At 53.6% G+C, this 14,696-nt stretch carries 25 protein-coding genes; 3 read left to right on the top strand and 22 right to left on the bottom strand.

Annotation, left to right across the window (positions count from 1 at the left end; translation table 11 throughout):
* Positions 1-135 precede the first annotated feature (135 nt).
* Entirely contained in the window at positions 136-330 is a 195-nt protein-coding gene (locus QOM10_RS30365; protein ID WP_082534433.1) for a hypothetical protein, read from the top strand.
* 54 nt (positions 331-384) lie between these two features.
* Positions 385-603 (top strand): hypothetical protein, encoded by a 219-nt coding sequence (locus tag QOM10_RS30360; protein WP_316918545.1) that lies wholly within the window; start codon positions 385-387, stop codon positions 601-603.
* Between the two features lie 165 nt (positions 604-768).
* Here the strand turns inward: QOM10_RS30360 and QOM10_RS30355 are convergent, their stop codons facing one another.
* From QOM10_RS30355 to QOM10_RS30280, 16 genes are all read right to left on the bottom strand, one after another.
* The gene (locus QOM10_RS30355) at positions 769-1,035 is read right to left on the bottom strand and encodes a hypothetical protein (protein ID WP_057451266.1); all 267 of its coding nucleotides are present in this window, start codon (positions 1,033-1,035) and stop codon (positions 769-771) included.
* Positions 1,022-1,330: a hypothetical protein gene (locus tag QOM10_RS30350; RefSeq protein ID WP_057451267.1), complete on the bottom strand. Its 309-nt coding sequence runs from the start codon at positions 1,328-1,330 to the stop codon at positions 1,022-1,024. Before QOM10_RS30350 ends, QOM10_RS30355 begins: the two co-directional genes overlap by 14 nt.
* Positions 1,331-1,644: 314 nt before the next feature.
* A complete protein-coding gene (gene mvaT, locus QOM10_RS30345; RefSeq protein WP_057451268.1) occupies positions 1,645-2,013 on the bottom strand; it encodes a histone-like nucleoid-structuring protein MvaT in 369 nt (122 codons plus the stop codon).
* Between the two features lie 338 nt (positions 2,014-2,351).
* Entirely contained in the window at positions 2,352-2,774 is a 423-nt protein-coding gene (locus tag QOM10_RS30340) for a hypothetical protein (protein WP_316918544.1), read from the bottom strand.
* A 120-nt stretch (positions 2,775-2,894) separates the two neighbouring features.
* A complete protein-coding gene (locus QOM10_RS30335) occupies positions 2,895-3,257 on the bottom strand; it encodes a hypothetical protein (RefSeq protein WP_101165567.1) in 363 nt (120 codons plus the stop codon).
* A 47-nt stretch (positions 3,258-3,304) separates the two neighbouring features.
* Positions 3,305-3,865, bottom strand: coding sequence for a hypothetical protein (locus QOM10_RS30330; RefSeq protein WP_316918543.1), 561 nt, complete (start codon positions 3,863-3,865; stop codon positions 3,305-3,307).
* A gap of 152 nt (positions 3,866-4,017) precedes the next feature.
* Positions 4,018-4,623: a hypothetical protein gene (locus tag QOM10_RS30325; RefSeq protein WP_316918542.1), complete on the bottom strand. Its 606-nt coding sequence runs from the start codon at positions 4,621-4,623 to the stop codon at positions 4,018-4,020.
* Positions 4,616-5,257, bottom strand: a complete 642-nt coding sequence (locus tag QOM10_RS30320; protein ID WP_316918541.1) for a hypothetical protein — start codon at positions 5,255-5,257, stop codon at positions 4,616-4,618. The genes QOM10_RS30325 and QOM10_RS30320 overlap by 8 nt, the downstream gene beginning before the upstream one ends.
* Before the next feature lie 16 nt (positions 5,258-5,273).
* Positions 5,274-5,633, bottom strand: coding sequence for a hypothetical protein (locus QOM10_RS30315; RefSeq protein WP_316918540.1), 360 nt, complete (start codon positions 5,631-5,633; stop codon positions 5,274-5,276).
* 920 nt (positions 5,634-6,553) lie between these two features.
* Positions 6,554-7,036, bottom strand: a complete 483-nt coding sequence (locus tag QOM10_RS30310; protein ID WP_316918539.1) for a phage protein NinX family protein — start codon at positions 7,034-7,036, stop codon at positions 6,554-6,556.
* A 165-nt stretch (positions 7,037-7,201) separates the two neighbouring features.
* A complete protein-coding gene (locus QOM10_RS30305; RefSeq protein WP_316918538.1) occupies positions 7,202-7,438 on the bottom strand; it encodes a hypothetical protein in 237 nt (78 codons plus the stop codon).
* A gap of 47 nt (positions 7,439-7,485) precedes the next feature.
* Positions 7,486-7,719: a hypothetical protein gene (locus tag QOM10_RS30300; protein ID WP_101165576.1), complete on the bottom strand. Its 234-nt coding sequence runs from the start codon at positions 7,717-7,719 to the stop codon at positions 7,486-7,488.
* 531 nt (positions 7,720-8,250) lie between these two features.
* Entirely contained in the window at positions 8,251-9,819 is a 1,569-nt protein-coding gene (locus QOM10_RS30295; RefSeq protein ID WP_316918537.1) for a hypothetical protein, read from the bottom strand.
* Positions 9,820-10,106: 287 nt separating this feature from the next.
* On the bottom strand, positions 10,107-10,481 hold the full coding sequence (locus QOM10_RS30290) for a hypothetical protein (RefSeq protein ID WP_316918536.1): 375 nt from the start codon (positions 10,479-10,481) through the stop codon (positions 10,107-10,109).
* Positions 10,482-10,593: 112 nt separating this feature from the next.
* Positions 10,594-10,854 carry a hypothetical protein gene (locus tag QOM10_RS30285; protein WP_316918535.1) on the bottom strand — a complete coding sequence of 87 codons (261 nt, stop codon included), beginning with the start codon at positions 10,852-10,854 and terminating at the stop codon, positions 10,594-10,596.
* A 3-nt stretch (positions 10,855-10,857) separates the two neighbouring features.
* Positions 10,858-11,106 (bottom strand): hypothetical protein, encoded by a 249-nt coding sequence (locus QOM10_RS30280; protein ID WP_101165594.1) that lies wholly within the window; start codon positions 11,104-11,106, stop codon positions 10,858-10,860.
* Positions 11,107-11,204: 98 nt separating this feature from the next.
* On the opposite strand from QOM10_RS30280, the gene QOM10_RS30275 reads away from it, so the two are divergent.
* Positions 11,205-11,630 carry a hypothetical protein gene (locus tag QOM10_RS30275; protein ID WP_057451284.1) on the top strand — a complete coding sequence of 142 codons (426 nt, stop codon included), beginning with the start codon at positions 11,205-11,207 and terminating at the stop codon, positions 11,628-11,630.
* A 64-nt stretch (positions 11,631-11,694) separates the two neighbouring features.
* Here QOM10_RS30275 and QOM10_RS30270 read toward each other — a convergent pair whose 3' ends face one another.
* The 6 genes from QOM10_RS30270 to QOM10_RS30245 all read right to left on the bottom strand — a co-directional run bounded on the left by QOM10_RS30270 (position 11,695) and on the right by QOM10_RS30245 (position 14,691).
* Positions 11,695-12,015 carry a hypothetical protein gene (locus QOM10_RS30270; protein WP_101165596.1) on the bottom strand — a complete coding sequence of 107 codons (321 nt, stop codon included), beginning with the start codon at positions 12,013-12,015 and terminating at the stop codon, positions 11,695-11,697.
* A 115-nt stretch (positions 12,016-12,130) separates the two neighbouring features.
* The gene (locus QOM10_RS30265; RefSeq protein ID WP_101165597.1) at positions 12,131-12,310 is read right to left on the bottom strand and encodes a hypothetical protein; all 180 of its coding nucleotides are present in this window, start codon (positions 12,308-12,310) and stop codon (positions 12,131-12,133) included.
* Positions 12,311-12,386: 76 nt separating this feature from the next.
* On the bottom strand, positions 12,387-12,734 hold the full coding sequence (locus QOM10_RS30260) for a hypothetical protein (protein WP_316918534.1): 348 nt from the start codon (positions 12,732-12,734) through the stop codon (positions 12,387-12,389).
* Between the two features lie 258 nt (positions 12,735-12,992).
* Complete coding sequence (locus QOM10_RS30255; protein WP_116892976.1) at positions 12,993-13,364, bottom strand: hypothetical protein; 372 nt, start codon at positions 13,362-13,364, stop codon at positions 12,993-12,995.
* Between the two features lie 752 nt (positions 13,365-14,116).
* The gene (locus tag QOM10_RS30250; protein ID WP_316918533.1) at positions 14,117-14,422 is read right to left on the bottom strand and encodes a hypothetical protein; all 306 of its coding nucleotides are present in this window, start codon (positions 14,420-14,422) and stop codon (positions 14,117-14,119) included.
* Positions 14,423-14,445: 23 nt separating this feature from the next.
* On the bottom strand, positions 14,446-14,691 hold the full coding sequence (locus tag QOM10_RS30245; RefSeq protein WP_156395677.1) for a hypothetical protein: 246 nt from the start codon (positions 14,689-14,691) through the stop codon (positions 14,446-14,448).
* Positions 14,692-14,696 lie beyond the last annotated feature (5 nt).

The following is a 14,696-nucleotide window of genomic DNA, read 5'->3' as shown; positions in this document are numbered from 1 at the left end:
AGTTTTTTTTTGGTCGATCTCGGCGCGATCAAAGACCTGAATAACGCTCGACTGCATCCTACGGCTTCGGCTTAACCAATCGGGGCAAAATCAGTGAAGAGGCGTGATTGTGCGCCACAACAGAACAGGTGATTTATGAGCAACCCCCTAAAAGAACAACTCGAACAGCAGTTGGCTTCGGCACAGCAGGAACTGGAAAGTTGGGTGCATCAGGGCCTAACGCGGGAAGACGGTAGTTCTGCGCAGGATCGACGGTTTGAAGAGCGAGGTGAAAGTCTTCGCGAGCAGGTAGCTGATTTGTCTAATCAGCTTGATCAGCTGAAAAAATGATGGGAAGGGCGGCTACCGCGCCCATGGGCAGCTTCACCGACACCGGAAATGAGCATGCAAAACAAATCGCTTGCAGAACAGTTGAAGGCCCATTGGGTGAAAGTGAACAGCCCTGAATCCCTTGCCATTGCCAAAGGGGTGCGAGCGTCATCCGGCGTGCCCAAAGTGACCATCCGACCTGCCATGCCACCAAGTGGCCGGGTGATGGTTCTAGAGGAATCATTCGACGTGCCGGCACCTGAAAACAAAGCCGCCGACGACCAACCGAAGTAGCATGGTAATCCCGGCTGCACACTACCGGCCCGCATCTGCTCGTTTGCTCGGTCTCGGTAGCGGCAGCTATTTCGGGATTTCGCATTAATTTCGGAAACAGACAACAGCTGTGGTTCCCGATAATGAAAAAGCCGCCAGCAGGCGGCTCTGTGAAAGCACCATTGTCTATTTTCGCAGCGTGCGGCCAGATGCTGCGAAGGCCTCCAACTCCGCAGTAGGGATGCCTTTGGCCATCGTCCAGAGTGCAGCGATGCGACGTGCCACTTCGTGTTTGGTCTCATCGGTCTGGCAGTAGTTGTACGTACTGGTAGAGAGTGGGTAGTGGTGCTTACCGTCCACCAAACGGACGGTGAACGGTTTGTACCCGCCTTCGACCGTTGCCGTGAGGTTGATCAGTCTGGTGGCATCTTGTGCCTCATCAATGCTTGCCATTCGTTGCTCCTTGAACCCCACCTGGGTTGGGGTGCGCTCGCTTATGCGCAGTGAATACGACGAAGGCCTCGTCAAAGGTCAGTAACCCGAGCGCTACCCGATCCAGCCGCTGACCACACTCTGGACAGTAGTTGAACTCACTGACATAGCCTGGGTGCTCGATCTGTACGCTTTGGCCGCACTCATTGAACTCATCAATCGTTTTGGCAAACTCGATGAGGCGCTTGTTCCAGTCGTTTGCTTTGATCAGCTCATCAGGGATGTACCCTACTGGGTGGTCGCATACAGCCGGCATTGGGGAGTTCCTTTGAGGGCTTCGTGATCTGGTGATGCAGGTTCATCATCACCTCGTACCCGTGGTGTCATCGCAGCAATAGAGCCGGCAGAGCACATCCTAAGACCCCAACATAGGGATTCAGGGACTCACCTCGGCGCAATGCGTGAGAGGGCTTATGGTCGGATTGTATCGAGGGGCAGCCAGCGCCTCACTTCAACTGGATGCAGTTACTCACGCCAGAGCCGCTGCAAGGGACAAATAGAGGGCGCATTGCTGGTTTGCAGTGCGAAAGAAAAAGGGAGCCGAAGCTCCCTTTGTTGACCTGGATACGATTACTTGACCGATGCCCAACTCTCGACGGTTTCAGCGCCGTGTTTGGCTTTCCACTCTTTAAGGGTCTTGTGATTACCGCCCTTGGTCTCGATGATTTCCCCGTTCTCAGGGTTTTTGTAAACCTTGATCTGCCGTGCCTTACGGGTAGCAGGGGAGGCGGCATTGACAGCGCGCTTAGTCGTCGCCTGGGGATCGAGCAGCGCAATAATGTCACGCAGACTTTTGCTGTACTCACCCATCAATTCGCGGAGTTTGTCTTCGAACTCCAACTCTTTCTTGAGCCGATCATCGGTGGACAGGGCGGTCAGACGGGCTTGCAGTTCTTCAACTGCTTGTTGGGTTTGGCGGTATTCGGCAATCAGGGACATGGCATTCTCACGTTAGAAGTTCAGCTGCAAAAAACATGTCAACAGACACGGTGGCAAAAGGCAACTCAATGCGGTGCATTTAGCTAGACTGACGTGCCTTGAGATTGTTGCGATTATCAGAAGCATAGCCTTGATAGTCAGTCTCATAAAGCTTCCGCCACAGTTGGCGTAAGCAATGTTTTATCTCTCTTCCGGTACTGCCGAGTATATGGGTTGGGCGGCAGTGCCCAAACGCGGCGCCATTGGCCTGAACGTGCCAAGCGGAACAGGTTTGCGACTATTTCTCGTCATGACGTGTTCATCTGGGATGAAATGGGCCACGCAGTCATAAAGTTAGATTATTCAGGCTGATCAGATGGAACGGGCTGTGGCCCCAGCAGGTACTCACCATCAGCCAGCCAAGACTGTTCAGAGCCGTTGAATGATTTGAACTTGTTAACCCATCGAGTTGGATCAACCATGACCGGGCGGGGCTCGGATTTGCCTTTCTCGAAGTACCAATACAGGCCTCGTTCGACCGGGATGGATTTGTGTTTGTCCAAGCCGTGGCCACCATCCTCATGGGCAATATTGAATCCGTCCCATGCTCCGCGAACCCAGCTAGCTGCATAGTCACCTTTAGGCAAACGCAACACCGCCTGTTCGACCATATGCTTTTCGTCTGGGTAGCCGTAACGCTCCACCGCGATGCGTTTGATAGAGGCTTCGAAACCATCGCGTTTGTGATCCAGCAGCTCAGCTGGGTATTTGGCCTTTACCACTTCAATCTCCTATGGTGTCTGTGCTCGGGATGCTGCCTATTGTAGGGTGAGCCGCTGTGTGTCCCTGGCGCCTACAGTGTTGGCTTGGGAAACTCCCCACATCCCAACAAAGGAATTTATCTACAACTCGGTGGCGGTAAACGTTAGACGGCCTTTTCCGCCACCGAGGTGGCCATCATTGCAGGCAAGACGGCGAGCGATGATGTTTGCATGTGACTTGGAATCCGCTCGAATGTCGGGATAGCGGATGCCGTTGACTTCATCCCAAGCAGGATACTGGAAGGTGAGAGTCACGGTGTAGGACTTCGCTGGCGCCGGATCAACCTGCTCAGCTGGGGCAAAGCTCGGCGTGGTCACAATCGGCTCACGCAGCCCCATGGCCACCTCTACTTCCTCAAGCGTGCCGAAGAACGGTTCTTCGCTATGGCCATTGATGTAGCTGTAGAACTGGCCATTGGATAGCTGGCCGATTGCTGGATGCATGCCTTTTCTCCAGAGTGAGGTGCCCCAGCGTGCCGGGGACGATTGTGTCAGATAGTCGGATGTTCTTTTGCCGTTACAAGCTCTTGACCTTGCTCCCAGGCGCCAGCGAGCTTCGGGTGAGAGGCGATAATGGCCGGTGCCTTACCCTGTCCGGCATACGCCCCGAGGTACAGCACCTTCTGCATTACCCGCCATACCGGATCGAGCTGAACAATCGAACTCGGCAAGAAGGGTTTTACGCTGGCGATGATCTTTGCGACCAGTTCAGCTTTCGCCATTTCAATACGGATATTCACCATGTCCCGGAATGCCAGATCAGCTGGCGCTGGTGGCATAGGATGCTGCGGAGTGTTCCAGGCCGGCCCAGTACCTTTGTGCTTGCTGAATTCTTCCCAGAGCCATTCGTGGACAGGCCCCGAGTCGCGGGCGAGTTTTCGCAGGCGCTGCTCAGACACTTCGCCGGCGCGGTAGGCTGCACGGTCTTCGGAAAAGCAGTAGTACCAGTCATGGTTTTGCAGGTGAGCATAGAATGCTGCCAGCGGGAAGACGGTTGACTTGGCTTGAGGTTGGACTTTGCTGCGAAGAAGGGTGATGTTTCCGATATTCATCGCTGGGCTCCTGCGCGTTGCGCGCTTTGTTGATGGAGCCATCATCACCCTTGAGCAGTTGTGTCATCGAAGCGACCAATGATTTTGTCGAAGATGCTCGCCTCCGAAAATGGGATCTGCTACTCCCCGAACCTGTTTCTGTTTGGTCGCGCTTACGATCTGGGGCGACTTCCTTCTCGATCCATTCTTCTCTGTCGCTCTCTGCGCTCCAGCCTCATTTTCTTCCCAGCCTTGGGGTCAGCTGAGGCGGTTATGGTGACTGTCGCATCGCGCTTCTGGTTGAAATGAATTCGGTCTTTAAGCAATGCCAGAAGCTCGGGATTAACGTGTGGCCCATCCACGGCATCGCTCAAGGACACGAGACTCATCGCCGCGCCCTTGGGCCAGATGTTTTCTATGAACTCATCCACGGTGCGGCACTGCATGGCCATCTGTGGCGAGGAATACCCCAGTGCGTGGGCGAGCATGTACTTTGCCCCGGTAAGCGTTAGGTCGGCGCCGTGAGCCTGACCAAGTTTTTTGAGCTTTTTTGCTATCCGTCGAAAACGATCAACTGACAGGCCAGTGCTTTGGCTGACCAAGAGGATTTGGTCACTGAGTCTGTCATCCCGAAGCACGTAGTCTTCTTTTGCGACCCAACCACTCATGTTGTTTGCCGCCAGGAACCCCGTAAGGTGTTCACCGAGGTGATGGGCCACATGCCGCGCAGTGATCTGCTTCGGCGGCTCTTGGGGCAAGATTTTTACTGGCTCAACCAAAGTACGCGCTCCTTTTCAGTCCCTGGCCACGCAACTCGCGGCGGAAGTCTTCCCGCCCGCCCAGAAAAATCACTACAAGGCGATCCTCGAAGAGGGATTGCAATTCTAGATCGCTCACTACAGACATGGATTGTGCTGTGAACAGCACTCTGCGTCCGCGAAGCACTCCAAATAATTCGGAATGGTTATCCCAGGCAAAGCGGTTTGGCTCTTCAATCGCCAAATTCCCATCAGGGAGCCGGCAAACATCGAGTTCAGGGCGCTGACCCTGCAAAACCAAATTGATATCAGGTTTGAGAACGATGAGATTTCGGATTTTGCTGAGCAGGTAGGATTTGCCAGATCCTGCTCGCCCTATGACTATGACCCCGTAACCAAGGTGCATCAGGCACAGAATGTAGCGCCCATAGAAGAACGCTCGCGCACGGTGAAGAACGGGATGCGAGCCGGGCTTGAAAGGATCTATACGCTTGGGGCGGCCTAGAACCTCGACCACCCTGGTGCGTTTAAATGCTTGTATCAATGATGCTTTAAGATGATGAAGCAAAATACCACCCTGCAAATCGGATTCAGAAAGCGCTATCTCAAGTCTACTGCCTATGTCTATGCACGCAAACTGTTGCAACGACCCCATTTAACTACAACTGGGTTCAATGCTTGCTGAAAGATTTCCAGCGTGAAAGGCTCTCGCTGGTTGTGTTTATCTTATCCAACTCCGGCGCAACCAACTCGTTCAAGAACGGGTTTGCGATCACGAACAATCGCTGCGTTTCTGCTTGAAGAATGGTCGCTGTTAATTGGCAGGCACCAATGCAATCGCGCTCGGTGGTTGTGACTGCCTCGGTCAATTGTTCCTCGCCGACGTTCTGGCCTGCCATTTCGCGGGCGGAAATTTCGAGCTTCTTTCGAGACTCTTGTACGGCGATAATCTGGAGTTTGAGGTTTGCAACACGCTCATCGGCGTCCTCGATTTTCTCCGCGATTGCCAGCGCGGTGCTGTGTTCAGCCATAACCTTTCGTAACCAGTGTTGGGGTCTGGTGTTCATATAGGGCTCTACTGTTGGTGATGAGTTTTAGATGCTGACGGTGTACTGGTATAGGTCGCGTCTGGCAGTGCAAACGTGATTTCGGTGAGGTCTTCGACAGCAACCGATTTCGGGGCCTTCATATCCCGAAGCTTTCGATCACGGGAGCGAATGATCAAGTTCTTCAAAGGCCACAGTTGCTTCCAGCATTGACTGGCCCTGCCGTGCCTTTCCTGGAGCTGGTCTGTGCGGCACTCTGTGAAACCTTTTTTGAAACCATTGCACCAGTACCAAGCGTTATCGAGCGCAGTGGGTGGTGCATCACCGCATCCGACATGCACCTGTGGTGCCACGAACACATCGTGTTCCGCCCTATCCAGGCCACTTGCCAAGGCTTTGATTAATCCGCGCATGTCGTCCTCGGTTGGATAACTTGATTGAAAGCCAATTCTGCCATTTTCCTGCCTGTGTCATCTGCTGACACCCCATGTTCTCGAATCCTAGTCAGGGAAGCGGGGCGGTAGTGGCAAGGCTTTGTCGATCACCGTTGGGTTGCTGAACTGCATGCCTCTCTTACTTCGACTGCTCTTGCGCGATGTGTAAGCGACCGGCCTCGGTGAGGTCACCGCGACCGTCCAGAAATCCGCGCTTCGCGAGACCGGCAATGGTGCCTGTGCGCCCGCCATGCTCGCTTCGTCCATAGCAGCCATAAAATGCTCCGCGCCCTTCTGCAATGTCGCTGAGTACCCGTTTCATCAGGGGCGACATGGCGCGGGGTTTGGCCGGCGCCCTCATGGCTTGTCTTCCTCATGTTCGGGCATACACCAATCCAGCACAGTAGTCAGCCCGAGCAGTTGGACTTCTTGCTTGCTCAGGTGCATAGGCATTTCAAAGTCTCCATCGGGTTACACAAGGTCGGCAGGTACGCGGAGCATCGGTTTCTTCGTTTTGCCGGCAATGGCTTTGGTGACATAGAACCGCAGGGCAGCAATCAGCATGGTCGGGCCAGTCAGGTAGCCATAGTCGAGTTCGGCGTAAGAGTGGCCATAACGCCGTGTCCACTCAACCGAACCTGAAGTTGGCCGGAACCGACAGTCCTTTGCCATCCACAGTTGATGGAAGGAATGGCCTTCTTCCTCCACGTAGCGCAATTGGATCTTTTCCCGCTCAAGGATGGGGTGGCCGGTAGCTGGGTCGGTCGAAGGGGCGTAGATGCCCTCCGGGCCAAACTGGGACGGGTTATGCCAGAGGTCACCATCTTTCAGGTGGACTGGAACGTCTTCGAGGCCGGCTACCAGCCAATTGATCATGAGGGGGGTGAGGTCTCCAGCAGCGACATTGATCATCTTAACGCCAGCGCTGCGGGCTTTAGCTTTGGGTTGGTTCACGGGATTGGCCTCGGTATCTAGTTGATGAGCCAATCATGAGGGCGGGAGAGTTGTGTCACCGTGGCCCGACGAAGATGCTGAGCCACGATGATGAGATTTCAGTCCAGGGGGGGCGCGATCATTGATATGGCCATCGCTTAAGAGATCGCCCAGGTGCTAGGGCTGTTAAGTCCGCACTGTTTTTTCGAACATGTCGAGCATCCGGGGCATAGCCATAGGGTCGGAGGGTAGGTTCGAGTCTACGTTGCAGGTGATTTTTGTACCATTTGGGGTGGTTCCTTCGCAGCCTTTAAAACCGAAGGACAAAAGATCGAAAGCAGTTTTCACCGCCATTCCGAATTGATCAGGCGAATGGCCTTCGATTTCAACGGTGATCACAGCTTTGTAGTTAGGGCTTTCCATAAATTGCATCCGAAGTTTGTGAATGTTTGTCTTGGAACAGAGTGAGGCTAGTGGCTGATACGCGAGATTACGGCATCCCAGCCCGGCCAGTCACTGGTGCCAAAATTTCCGTTGCCGGTTACGTTTTCCTTCTCCCACTTTTCCAAAGCGAGCTTTTCATCTGGAGTCAATGTGGTGGCTGCCTTGATGATGCGCTCGTACTTGGCGATATGGGATTCGCTGAACCTCGACTCATTTTCCTGCTGCTGCTTCTCTGCGTGGGAAAGCTCAGTCTGGGACATGACAGTCTCCTTTGTTGAGGTGGGCTTCGGTTGGGCCATAACCCGATAAGGATAGCCCACTGATTGAGGTGGTGGCAGCTGGACAGAAATCAGGGGGCAGGTCAGCCCGCCATCTGTATCAGAGCCCCACCGTAAAACTTCAATTCGCGTTGGTGGAAGTTGCCTGCGTCAATGCCGGAGCCGCCAAACTTGCAACGGCAAAAGCCAGTCCGGGAGTTGACTGAGGTGACGGTCATCCAGAAAGGGTGACGTTCACCTTTGGTCACAACCTCATCACCCTGGGCGAACAACAATTCCGAAAGAGCGGCTATCGGGGGTAGGTCAAAGATAGTAGTTGGCAAAGTAGCCATGGCTTTTGATCCGACTGGTTGGGAGTTGGATCAATTTTCGCGTAAAACACACTGTGTCATTTGCAAGCCCTGGATTTCCCAGAACCAAGACTACGAACTGAGGCCAGCCCGACCAGCACGGAAGCGACTCTGTATGTTGGCAGCTTTGCTGCTTTGTGCCCCAACAAAAGCAGCAGTAGAGTCACTTATCAGGCGTAGAGAAAGCCTTGATATTGAGTTTTAGGCGGAGAGAGCGCACATAATGCACAGGGAGCTTGAAACGCTTTGCAATCTCGGTGTCAGATTTCTTTCCTAACATCGGAAATAGCGACTGCGGCGGTTTTATTTTTACATTGAGCGATTGAACGCCTAGAAACTCCCTGACTTGTTTAGCCTTGAACGTAGAGATTCCAAGTTTTTCAGAAGCTTCCTTGTTACCGGCCCAACGCAAAAGTTCGACTACCTTTTTTTGGCTTAGGGTTAATGATGAAATAAGTTCAGGGATTGAACCGCAGTATCTTGAGAAGCAGGGAATGCCGCGTTTGCCTCTTTCCTTAAGTATAATTTTTTCGGTTAATCCGGTTAGCTGGGCCAACTCGTTATCAAACATGGTGCCAAGTCTTTCTATGACGGCATCATCCAGCAACGGATTCGATTTTCTGAAAGCGGTAATACCGAGGTTTCTCCTGATCGTTCGAATCGAGCCAATGCCTAGACCGTGCTGAGCTGCCAGGGTGTGGTCTGGTTTTTTGCCCAAGTCTTCAAACAACTCAAGCGGCGGGGACTTCCTCATGCAAAGCTTTACCATTCCGTGCTGTTTCCGCAGCTCGATAGCATGAGACTTGTCAATGCTTAGGTGATCAGCCAAATGCTTGTCTGAGCACCAAGCCATCAGGCGCATCGTGACTTCATCTAGTGCAGGCAGCAGTTTATTATCATTCAAGCATGACTTGGGCGAGTCGAGGTAAGTCTGGTTTAAATCTTCTCCAGTGAACGCAGGAATGTTTCGGCTATTCCTTGCCTTCCGTATGCTCGTTCGAGATAGGCCAGAGGTTTTAGCCAACTCATTGTCAGAAACCTTCCCCAGATGCGAAATAACGTCGTCAGTGAGCATCGAGTCCAATTTGCAAAAATTCGGAATCCCAAGGTTGGCCCTGATACGTCTGATCGTGCTAACACTCAGAGAATATTTCTCAGCAATAGGCAGGTCTGGCTGCGCCCCAAGGGAAATGAAGAAGGCGGGCGGAAGTGTTTGTGTGACCTTAAGCTCGGTCATTCCCAGTTCGCTTCGAAGCGTTTTCACTGCACTCAAAGAAATACAGAGTCGTTCGGCGACCAAAGCGTCTGGTGCGCATGATATGAGCCATAACCATTCGTTGGGGAGCTTCCCTAAATTTTTCTGAGCGCCAGCTTCTGCCTGCGAATACCGTGATATGCCTCTACGAACTCTGGCGCTTCGAATGGTGCTCTCGCTTCGTCCAGTTGTTCTTGCAAGAACTGCATCTGGCATGTTCCCCAGTTGGCTGAGTATTCTGTCTGGGAGAAAGTCTTTGTCGGACTTGGCGCGCTCAATCCCTCTTGCAGTACGAGCGGTTCGGATGGTGCTCTCGGCTCTACCTGTTTCTCGTGCAAGTCGCCTATCAGGGACAATTCCTAAAAGTGCAATGATTTCTTGCGGTAGCCGTCTAGTCTTTTTTTGTGAGCGCGAACTTGAAGCATCAGCGGGTGCAACATGCCCGCCTAGTTTAAAAGGATCATGTATTTTATCCATGTGTTCACCTTTCATCCTCGGCCCTTCGCTAAGCGCGCTTGTTCTCTAGATGATTTGTTTTTTCATCCAGCATGTGAAGGTAGCTCTGATGCTTGAACGTAGCGAAGGGCCACAGGTATTGCGAGGGGTATTTTGTTTTGCATGGCCATGACTAACAGGATAATGAGCTGCCAATGCTATTAACAAAAGCATGAGGGTGCCACCCAACGCAAAGCAGATTCTCCGCGCAAAAACCGCGCATGCGCGGAAAAGTCTCACCTTGGCCCAGGCCAACCTGGGTCAATATGTTAGGCGGCTTGTTGGTGATCGCGCCAAGCACGGATGTTGGTCTGTACATGTTGCGCTGCCGAGACAATGGCAGCACAGATGCTGGGCTGGCTGCCCAGGCACGCGAGCGCTCTTTCGTTGGTGTACTCGCAATGGAAGATGAACCAGAAGCGCAGCTGGCCAGCTCTGGTGCTGACCGCCATGCCCGTCCAGTCGGAGGGGTACTCAATGAACACGGCAGCGTTGTCCGGCGCCGGCCCGCAGATTTTGCCACTGTCGAGCATGAAAGGCAGCGAAGTGTATGTCAGCTGCTCCATTAAATTGCGTGGGTAGGGCAGGTTATCGAGCACAATTTGAATTGCAGCTTCGGCAATCTGTAGATCGGTCATCGGCATCGGGCGTGTCCTCAACTCGCAATTTGTATGCGCCAATTCTCGGTTCTATTGCAGTGTGTCATCGGGCACAGCCTTGAAATGCTCGCGCCCGAATAAGGGAACCGACACCTGATCAGGTGAGGTGGCCAATGTGGCAGACGTGGAAGAAATCAAAGTCTTCCACTGTTGCAGGCCGCAGTTTCTCGCTGGGCAAAACGCTTATCGAGCCATTGACTGGGTTGTGGCCACCACGGATTACGCTGCCGGCCAGCACGCCGAGCGTCAATGGAGTCTGGGGGATGCGATAGCAAAGGGTGTGCTCACCCAAAACAACATATTTCGTATGAGCATCATCTGAGTTAGAAGCGGAAGCGCTGACTGGGTTAGTAGACATGGATCAGAACTCCAGGACGCCCAGCTCGACAAGATTGGTTTTGATTTCGGCGAGGGCAGCTGTGGCCTGCTCGTCAATATCGGTGGACGCTTTCAGGGCAGCCTTTTCGATGCGTGCGTGATCGATTTCGCCGAGCAGTTCAACCGAGAGGTCGATGATGGAGAGTCCCTGCGTATTGATCAGGCGTGCGGTATGGCTGTGGAGAACGCTTTCTACGTCGTCAGCGGTTACTTGAAATGCAGTGTGGGCCATGATGTTTCTCCAATGGGTTGTTCGATGGTGCCCATTGTCATCTTGGTCAAACGGTGTCATCGCAGGCGCATGGAAGTTCTCATCCCGGATAATCGGAAATGAGTCGCCAGGCTTGTGCAAATGCCACGGGTTCGATTGAAGGGAAGCGAGGCTTTCGCCAGATTGTTGAAAACCATCTTGCGGAGAGAACTATGGAAGCTGATCAGAATGACCCTACAAAACCGTTAAATGCTCTGGGTTCTGTCGGACGTGTAAGCGCGGTTTTACTCGGCGGCGCCTTGCTCACCCTGACCCTGATCTTGGGTGCGGTGGGTTTGCGATCCATTACCAGCGTGCAGCACGCGATTTTACAGGCGGTGCTCAAGGCACCTGAGTCGCCGTATCTGGACAAGCTCATCACGTCATGGTCTGACTTAGCAGTGCCTTTGTCATTCTGTCTGGCAGCGCCTGCTGGCCTATTTCTGATCGCGAGCATCATGGCCTTTAGGGGGGAGTTGACTGTGACTTACAAAAAGCGGGCATAAAGCCCGCGAGTTGAACTGTTAAGCCGGCAGGTTTGCGTGAATAGAACGCGGCGGCGGCTAGTAGTCAGGACAGTTCGGCGAGCCAACCCAGTACGGCGCTCTCCACGTTTACATCGTCTGCGTAGAGTTTCTGGGCCAAGCTTCCTTCGGCAATGTCTTCCAGCAGTTCCGCCCACACTACACCGTCCCAATCGTCACCCGTGTCACTGTGGTGATGGGCGAGCCAACTAGCTGCCTGCTCAGCGTTGTCCAGCAGCGTGCTATAACCGATGGACACAATGGAGCAATCCAGACGTTCCGCATTTTCTTCGCCGTAGCGAAGGATGGAGTGGAACAGCAAGCCAACGTCTTCTTGATCTTGAATGCGGGCGTTTGTGAGGATCATGGTCGCTTCCTGTACGTGGGTTGAGGTGGACATGCTGACCCGTTGTCGGGTGTGTCATTTCTCATTGACCAAAGTCGTCAATACCCACTCTTGGAAGCGAAGCAGAACAGCAGATTCAAGCCCTGTCGCGGTTCATAAAGTCCATAAAGAACTCACCCCACAACCCTGCATTGGATTCCGGGAGTTCCATGGGGAATCGATCAGGGTCAGCGGCATGGTTTGCACGCCACTCGGCAGCAAACGCCTTAATATCCGCCTCAACCTCAGTAACGAATTCATCTAAGTTCAAAGCCATACAACCTCTCCGATGGCGCGGTCTTTCAGCCTCAGTTCTCTGTCTTGGTAAACTCGCCTTACGCGGGAGCCTGATACTAGCTTCGTAGCGCGGCACCCATTTCACCCAGCAGGGGGTGGCCAACCAAAGTCGCCTCAAGGTCTTTTACTGTGGCCTCAACCGGCAAATCACGAATCGTAGCCACCAGAGCCTGCATCAACTCGGAACTCAATTCTACGCCGCTAGCTTTCACCAGCAGTTCAGCGAGATAAGCCTGCTGTGTCTCTGTCATCAGGCCGGGCCTGATCGGCGAGGCGGCAATGGGGAGCGTCCCCACGTCGATACTTCCGTTTTCAATGTTCGCGATTACATTGTTGATCGCTGCATCGAGGCGTTTATCGTCCTGGGCGAATTCGAGAAGTTCCCGAACAGTCTTGCGCTCCATAATCACTGCTCCAGTGTGTAGGCCGGCACCTGCCGTAGGCTGAGGATTGATCATAGCCTGCCGGCCAGCAATCCTCCTAAGCGCCGCTGTCATCACACTTGAGTGGGTGGAGCCTTGGTGGTCATTCCCGAGCCCGGCCTTGGGATATAGGGAAGTCAGTCGTCCTGACTGTTGTGGAAGATGAAAGCTCTCTTGCCATTTTTTCGATGGTCAGCCCCATGCGGGCGAGCCCTGATGCGCATGGGGCCGCCGCTGTTTCTACACCAAGCCTTTGGAAGCGAAGGTCTTAGTTTTCATCAGCCGTTCGCCAGGGAACAAAAACAGCATGAACAGCAAATTGGTGATCAGAAAAACTGCGACGACTGACCAGACGAAAACATCTTTTGCTTGGCTGTCTGAAACCGCAGCTTTCACCATGCCGCTCAAGGTTTTCTCAGCAACCTTTTCGCCAGTGGCAACGGACTGTACGAGCTGTAATGTGGCAGCCATGGCGTCGGTGTTTGTCGTCAAGAACCAACACATTGGTAGTACCAACAACCCTGGTAGCAGCGCTAAAACTACAAAGGTAGCTTTAACTTTTTTGGTCATCGCCGCATAGCAGCTGCCGAGTTCATGCAAATAGGTATTCACGGTAATTCCTTAAATTCAAAGAGGCGGATGTGCCATAGGCATCGTAATTACCGGGGGTATCGGTCTCAACACAACTTGCTGCACTTGCTCTAGGTGATGAGCCGCTTCATGTCGCATGGCGCTGCTTTGAAGGCTTGCACGCTTGCTAGGGCTGCGATTGATCATGGCTACGCCGGATACCGGCGCTTCGCGAGGCCGCAGCCGCTAGACCGGAACTCCAAGCACGCATCAATGCCGTCTTAACTCGCTGCAAGATCGACAGCGAGCATGCGCCTTAACGTTTCACGACAGAAAGGTCTACGCCGCCATCCCACTCAGCCGTGACGCTTGCGCCGCAGCTGCTGCAATTCGTGTCCTGGTAGGGAGTAAGCACGGTCATCTGTGCCTGTCCGCGAGAGTTGCACTCTCCGCATTTGTACGAATACAGGGCAGTTGGCCGGGTGTCTCCAGCCATTGGAATCTCACGATCCCGTCCAAGCGCGTCCCGGCCACAAGAAGGGCACGCGCCGCTCCAACGAAAGCCGTCTTCTTCGGAGTCGTATCGTTCGGTATAGATCGCGTGAGCGCAGTGAAAGCAGTGTTGGATTTCGTCACACTCGTTCACTTTCACATAGGGGATGCGGGCCATCGTCTCACCTCAATCTGGGTTGTGCCGGCGCCGTTGCCCCGGCCTTCACGCAGAGATAGTAGCCCCACTCCTAATGATTGGGGCTCAGGATACGATCAGCGAATGGTGCGTGGATGGATTGCCGTTACGCTTGCTCGCGAAGTCGTGCAAAGGCTGCCAAAAGCTTCGGGCAGACCACGCGCCAAATCGGAGCCTCAACATACCCGGCTGGGGCAGTTTTGCCGGTATCCACAAATTGGCCACTTTCCAGAAAGGCCGAGACTCTTGCTTCTGGAAGATTCCACACGGGGATGCCCATTTCATCATCCGCGATTTCGGCATCCACTAGATTCACCGACAGGGTGCCCCAGGACTCGCCGTTCTCGCACATCAATTGCAGGGCAATCCTCCTGTTGGCGTAAAGCCGGGGGATCATAGTCAGTTCTTCCACTGGGTTTGCTCCTTCGCTTCCAATTACTCTGATTGAGTCCGGGTTTCTGTTTGCAGTATCACTGCCGCACCAGATCGCATACGCGCTACAGTCGTAACCTGCACTTCGATTGCGGAGACTGTTTCTTCCATGCCGATGATTGGGCGCTGGCAGTTATGGCAAGCCTCACCGTTGCTGACTGGCTCAGTTGTGACGGCGCTATCTAAAGCGCAGCAGTAATAGCTCACGCCCTGTGCGGTGAAGAACTGTCCATGGCAGTTGTGGTTCATTTGTG

Origin of the sequence: Pseudomonas sp. P108 (genome assembly GCF_032613195.1) — a bacterium.
GTDB lineage: Bacteria > Pseudomonadota > Gammaproteobacteria > Pseudomonadales > Pseudomonadaceae > Aquipseudomonas.
This window is presented reverse-complemented; position numbering and strand designations above follow the sequence as displayed.

Excerpts from the sequence above, each read along its gene's own strand:
- QOM10_RS30360 (WP_316918545.1), top strand. The coding sequence starts at position 385 with ATGCAAAACAAATCGCTTGCAGAACAGTTGAAGGCCCATTGGGTGAAA.
- QOM10_RS30245 (WP_156395677.1), bottom strand. The coding sequence starts at position 14,691 with ATGAACCACAACTGCCATGGACAGTTCTTCACCGCACAGGGCGTGAGC.
- QOM10_RS30270 (WP_101165596.1), bottom strand. The coding sequence starts at position 12,015 with ATGATCCTCACAAACGCCCGCATTCAAGATCAAGAAGACGTTGGCTTG.
- QOM10_RS30290 (WP_316918536.1), bottom strand. The coding sequence starts at position 10,481 with ATGCCGATGACCGATCTACAGATTGCCGAAGCTGCAATTCAAATTGTG.
- QOM10_RS30335 (WP_101165567.1), bottom strand. The coding sequence starts at position 3,257 with ATGCATCCAGCAATCGGCCAGCTATCCAATGGCCAGTTCTACAGCTAC.
- QOM10_RS30350 (WP_057451267.1), bottom strand. The coding sequence starts at position 1,330 with ATGCCGGCTGTATGCGACCACCCAGTAGGGTACATCCCTGATGAGCTG.
- QOM10_RS30275 (WP_057451284.1), top strand. The coding sequence starts at position 11,205 with ATGAGTCGCCAGGCTTGTGCAAATGCCACGGGTTCGATTGAAGGGAAG.
- QOM10_RS30295 (WP_316918537.1), bottom strand. The coding sequence starts at position 9,819 with ATGGATAAAATACATGATCCTTTTAAACTAGGCGGGCATGTTGCACCC.
- QOM10_RS30280 (WP_101165594.1), bottom strand. The coding sequence starts at position 11,106 with ATGGCCCACACTGCATTTCAAGTAACCGCTGACGACGTAGAAAGCGTT.
- QOM10_RS30300 (WP_101165576.1), bottom strand. The coding sequence starts at position 7,719 with ATGTCCCAGACTGAGCTTTCCCACGCAGAGAAGCAGCAGCAGGAAAAT.
- QOM10_RS30330 (WP_316918543.1), bottom strand. The coding sequence starts at position 3,865 with ATGAATATCGGAAACATCACCCTTCTTCGCAGCAAAGTCCAACCTCAA.
- QOM10_RS30355 (WP_057451266.1), bottom strand. The coding sequence starts at position 1,035 with ATGGCAAGCATTGATGAGGCACAAGATGCCACCAGACTGATCAACCTC.
- mvaT (WP_057451268.1), bottom strand. The coding sequence starts at position 2,013 with ATGTCCCTGATTGCCGAATACCGCCAAACCCAACAAGCAGTTGAAGAA.
- QOM10_RS30260 (WP_316918534.1), bottom strand. The coding sequence starts at position 12,734 with ATGGAGCGCAAGACTGTTCGGGAACTTCTCGAATTCGCCCAGGACGAT.
- QOM10_RS30320 (WP_316918541.1), bottom strand. The coding sequence starts at position 5,257 with ATGGGGTCGTTGCAACAGTTTGCGTGCATAGACATAGGCAGTAGACTT.
- QOM10_RS30285 (WP_316918535.1), bottom strand. The coding sequence starts at position 10,854 with ATGTCTACTAACCCAGTCAGCGCTTCCGCTTCTAACTCAGATGATGCT.
- QOM10_RS30365 (WP_082534433.1), top strand. The coding sequence starts at position 136 with ATGAGCAACCCCCTAAAAGAACAACTCGAACAGCAGTTGGCTTCGGCA.
- QOM10_RS30265 (WP_101165597.1), bottom strand. The coding sequence starts at position 12,310 with ATGGCTTTGAACTTAGATGAATTCGTTACTGAGGTTGAGGCGGATATT.
- QOM10_RS30315 (WP_316918540.1), bottom strand. The coding sequence starts at position 5,633 with ATGGCTGAACACAGCACCGCGCTGGCAATCGCGGAGAAAATCGAGGAC.
- QOM10_RS30305 (WP_316918538.1), bottom strand. The coding sequence starts at position 7,438 with ATGGAAAGCCCTAACTACAAAGCTGTGATCACCGTTGAAATCGAAGGC.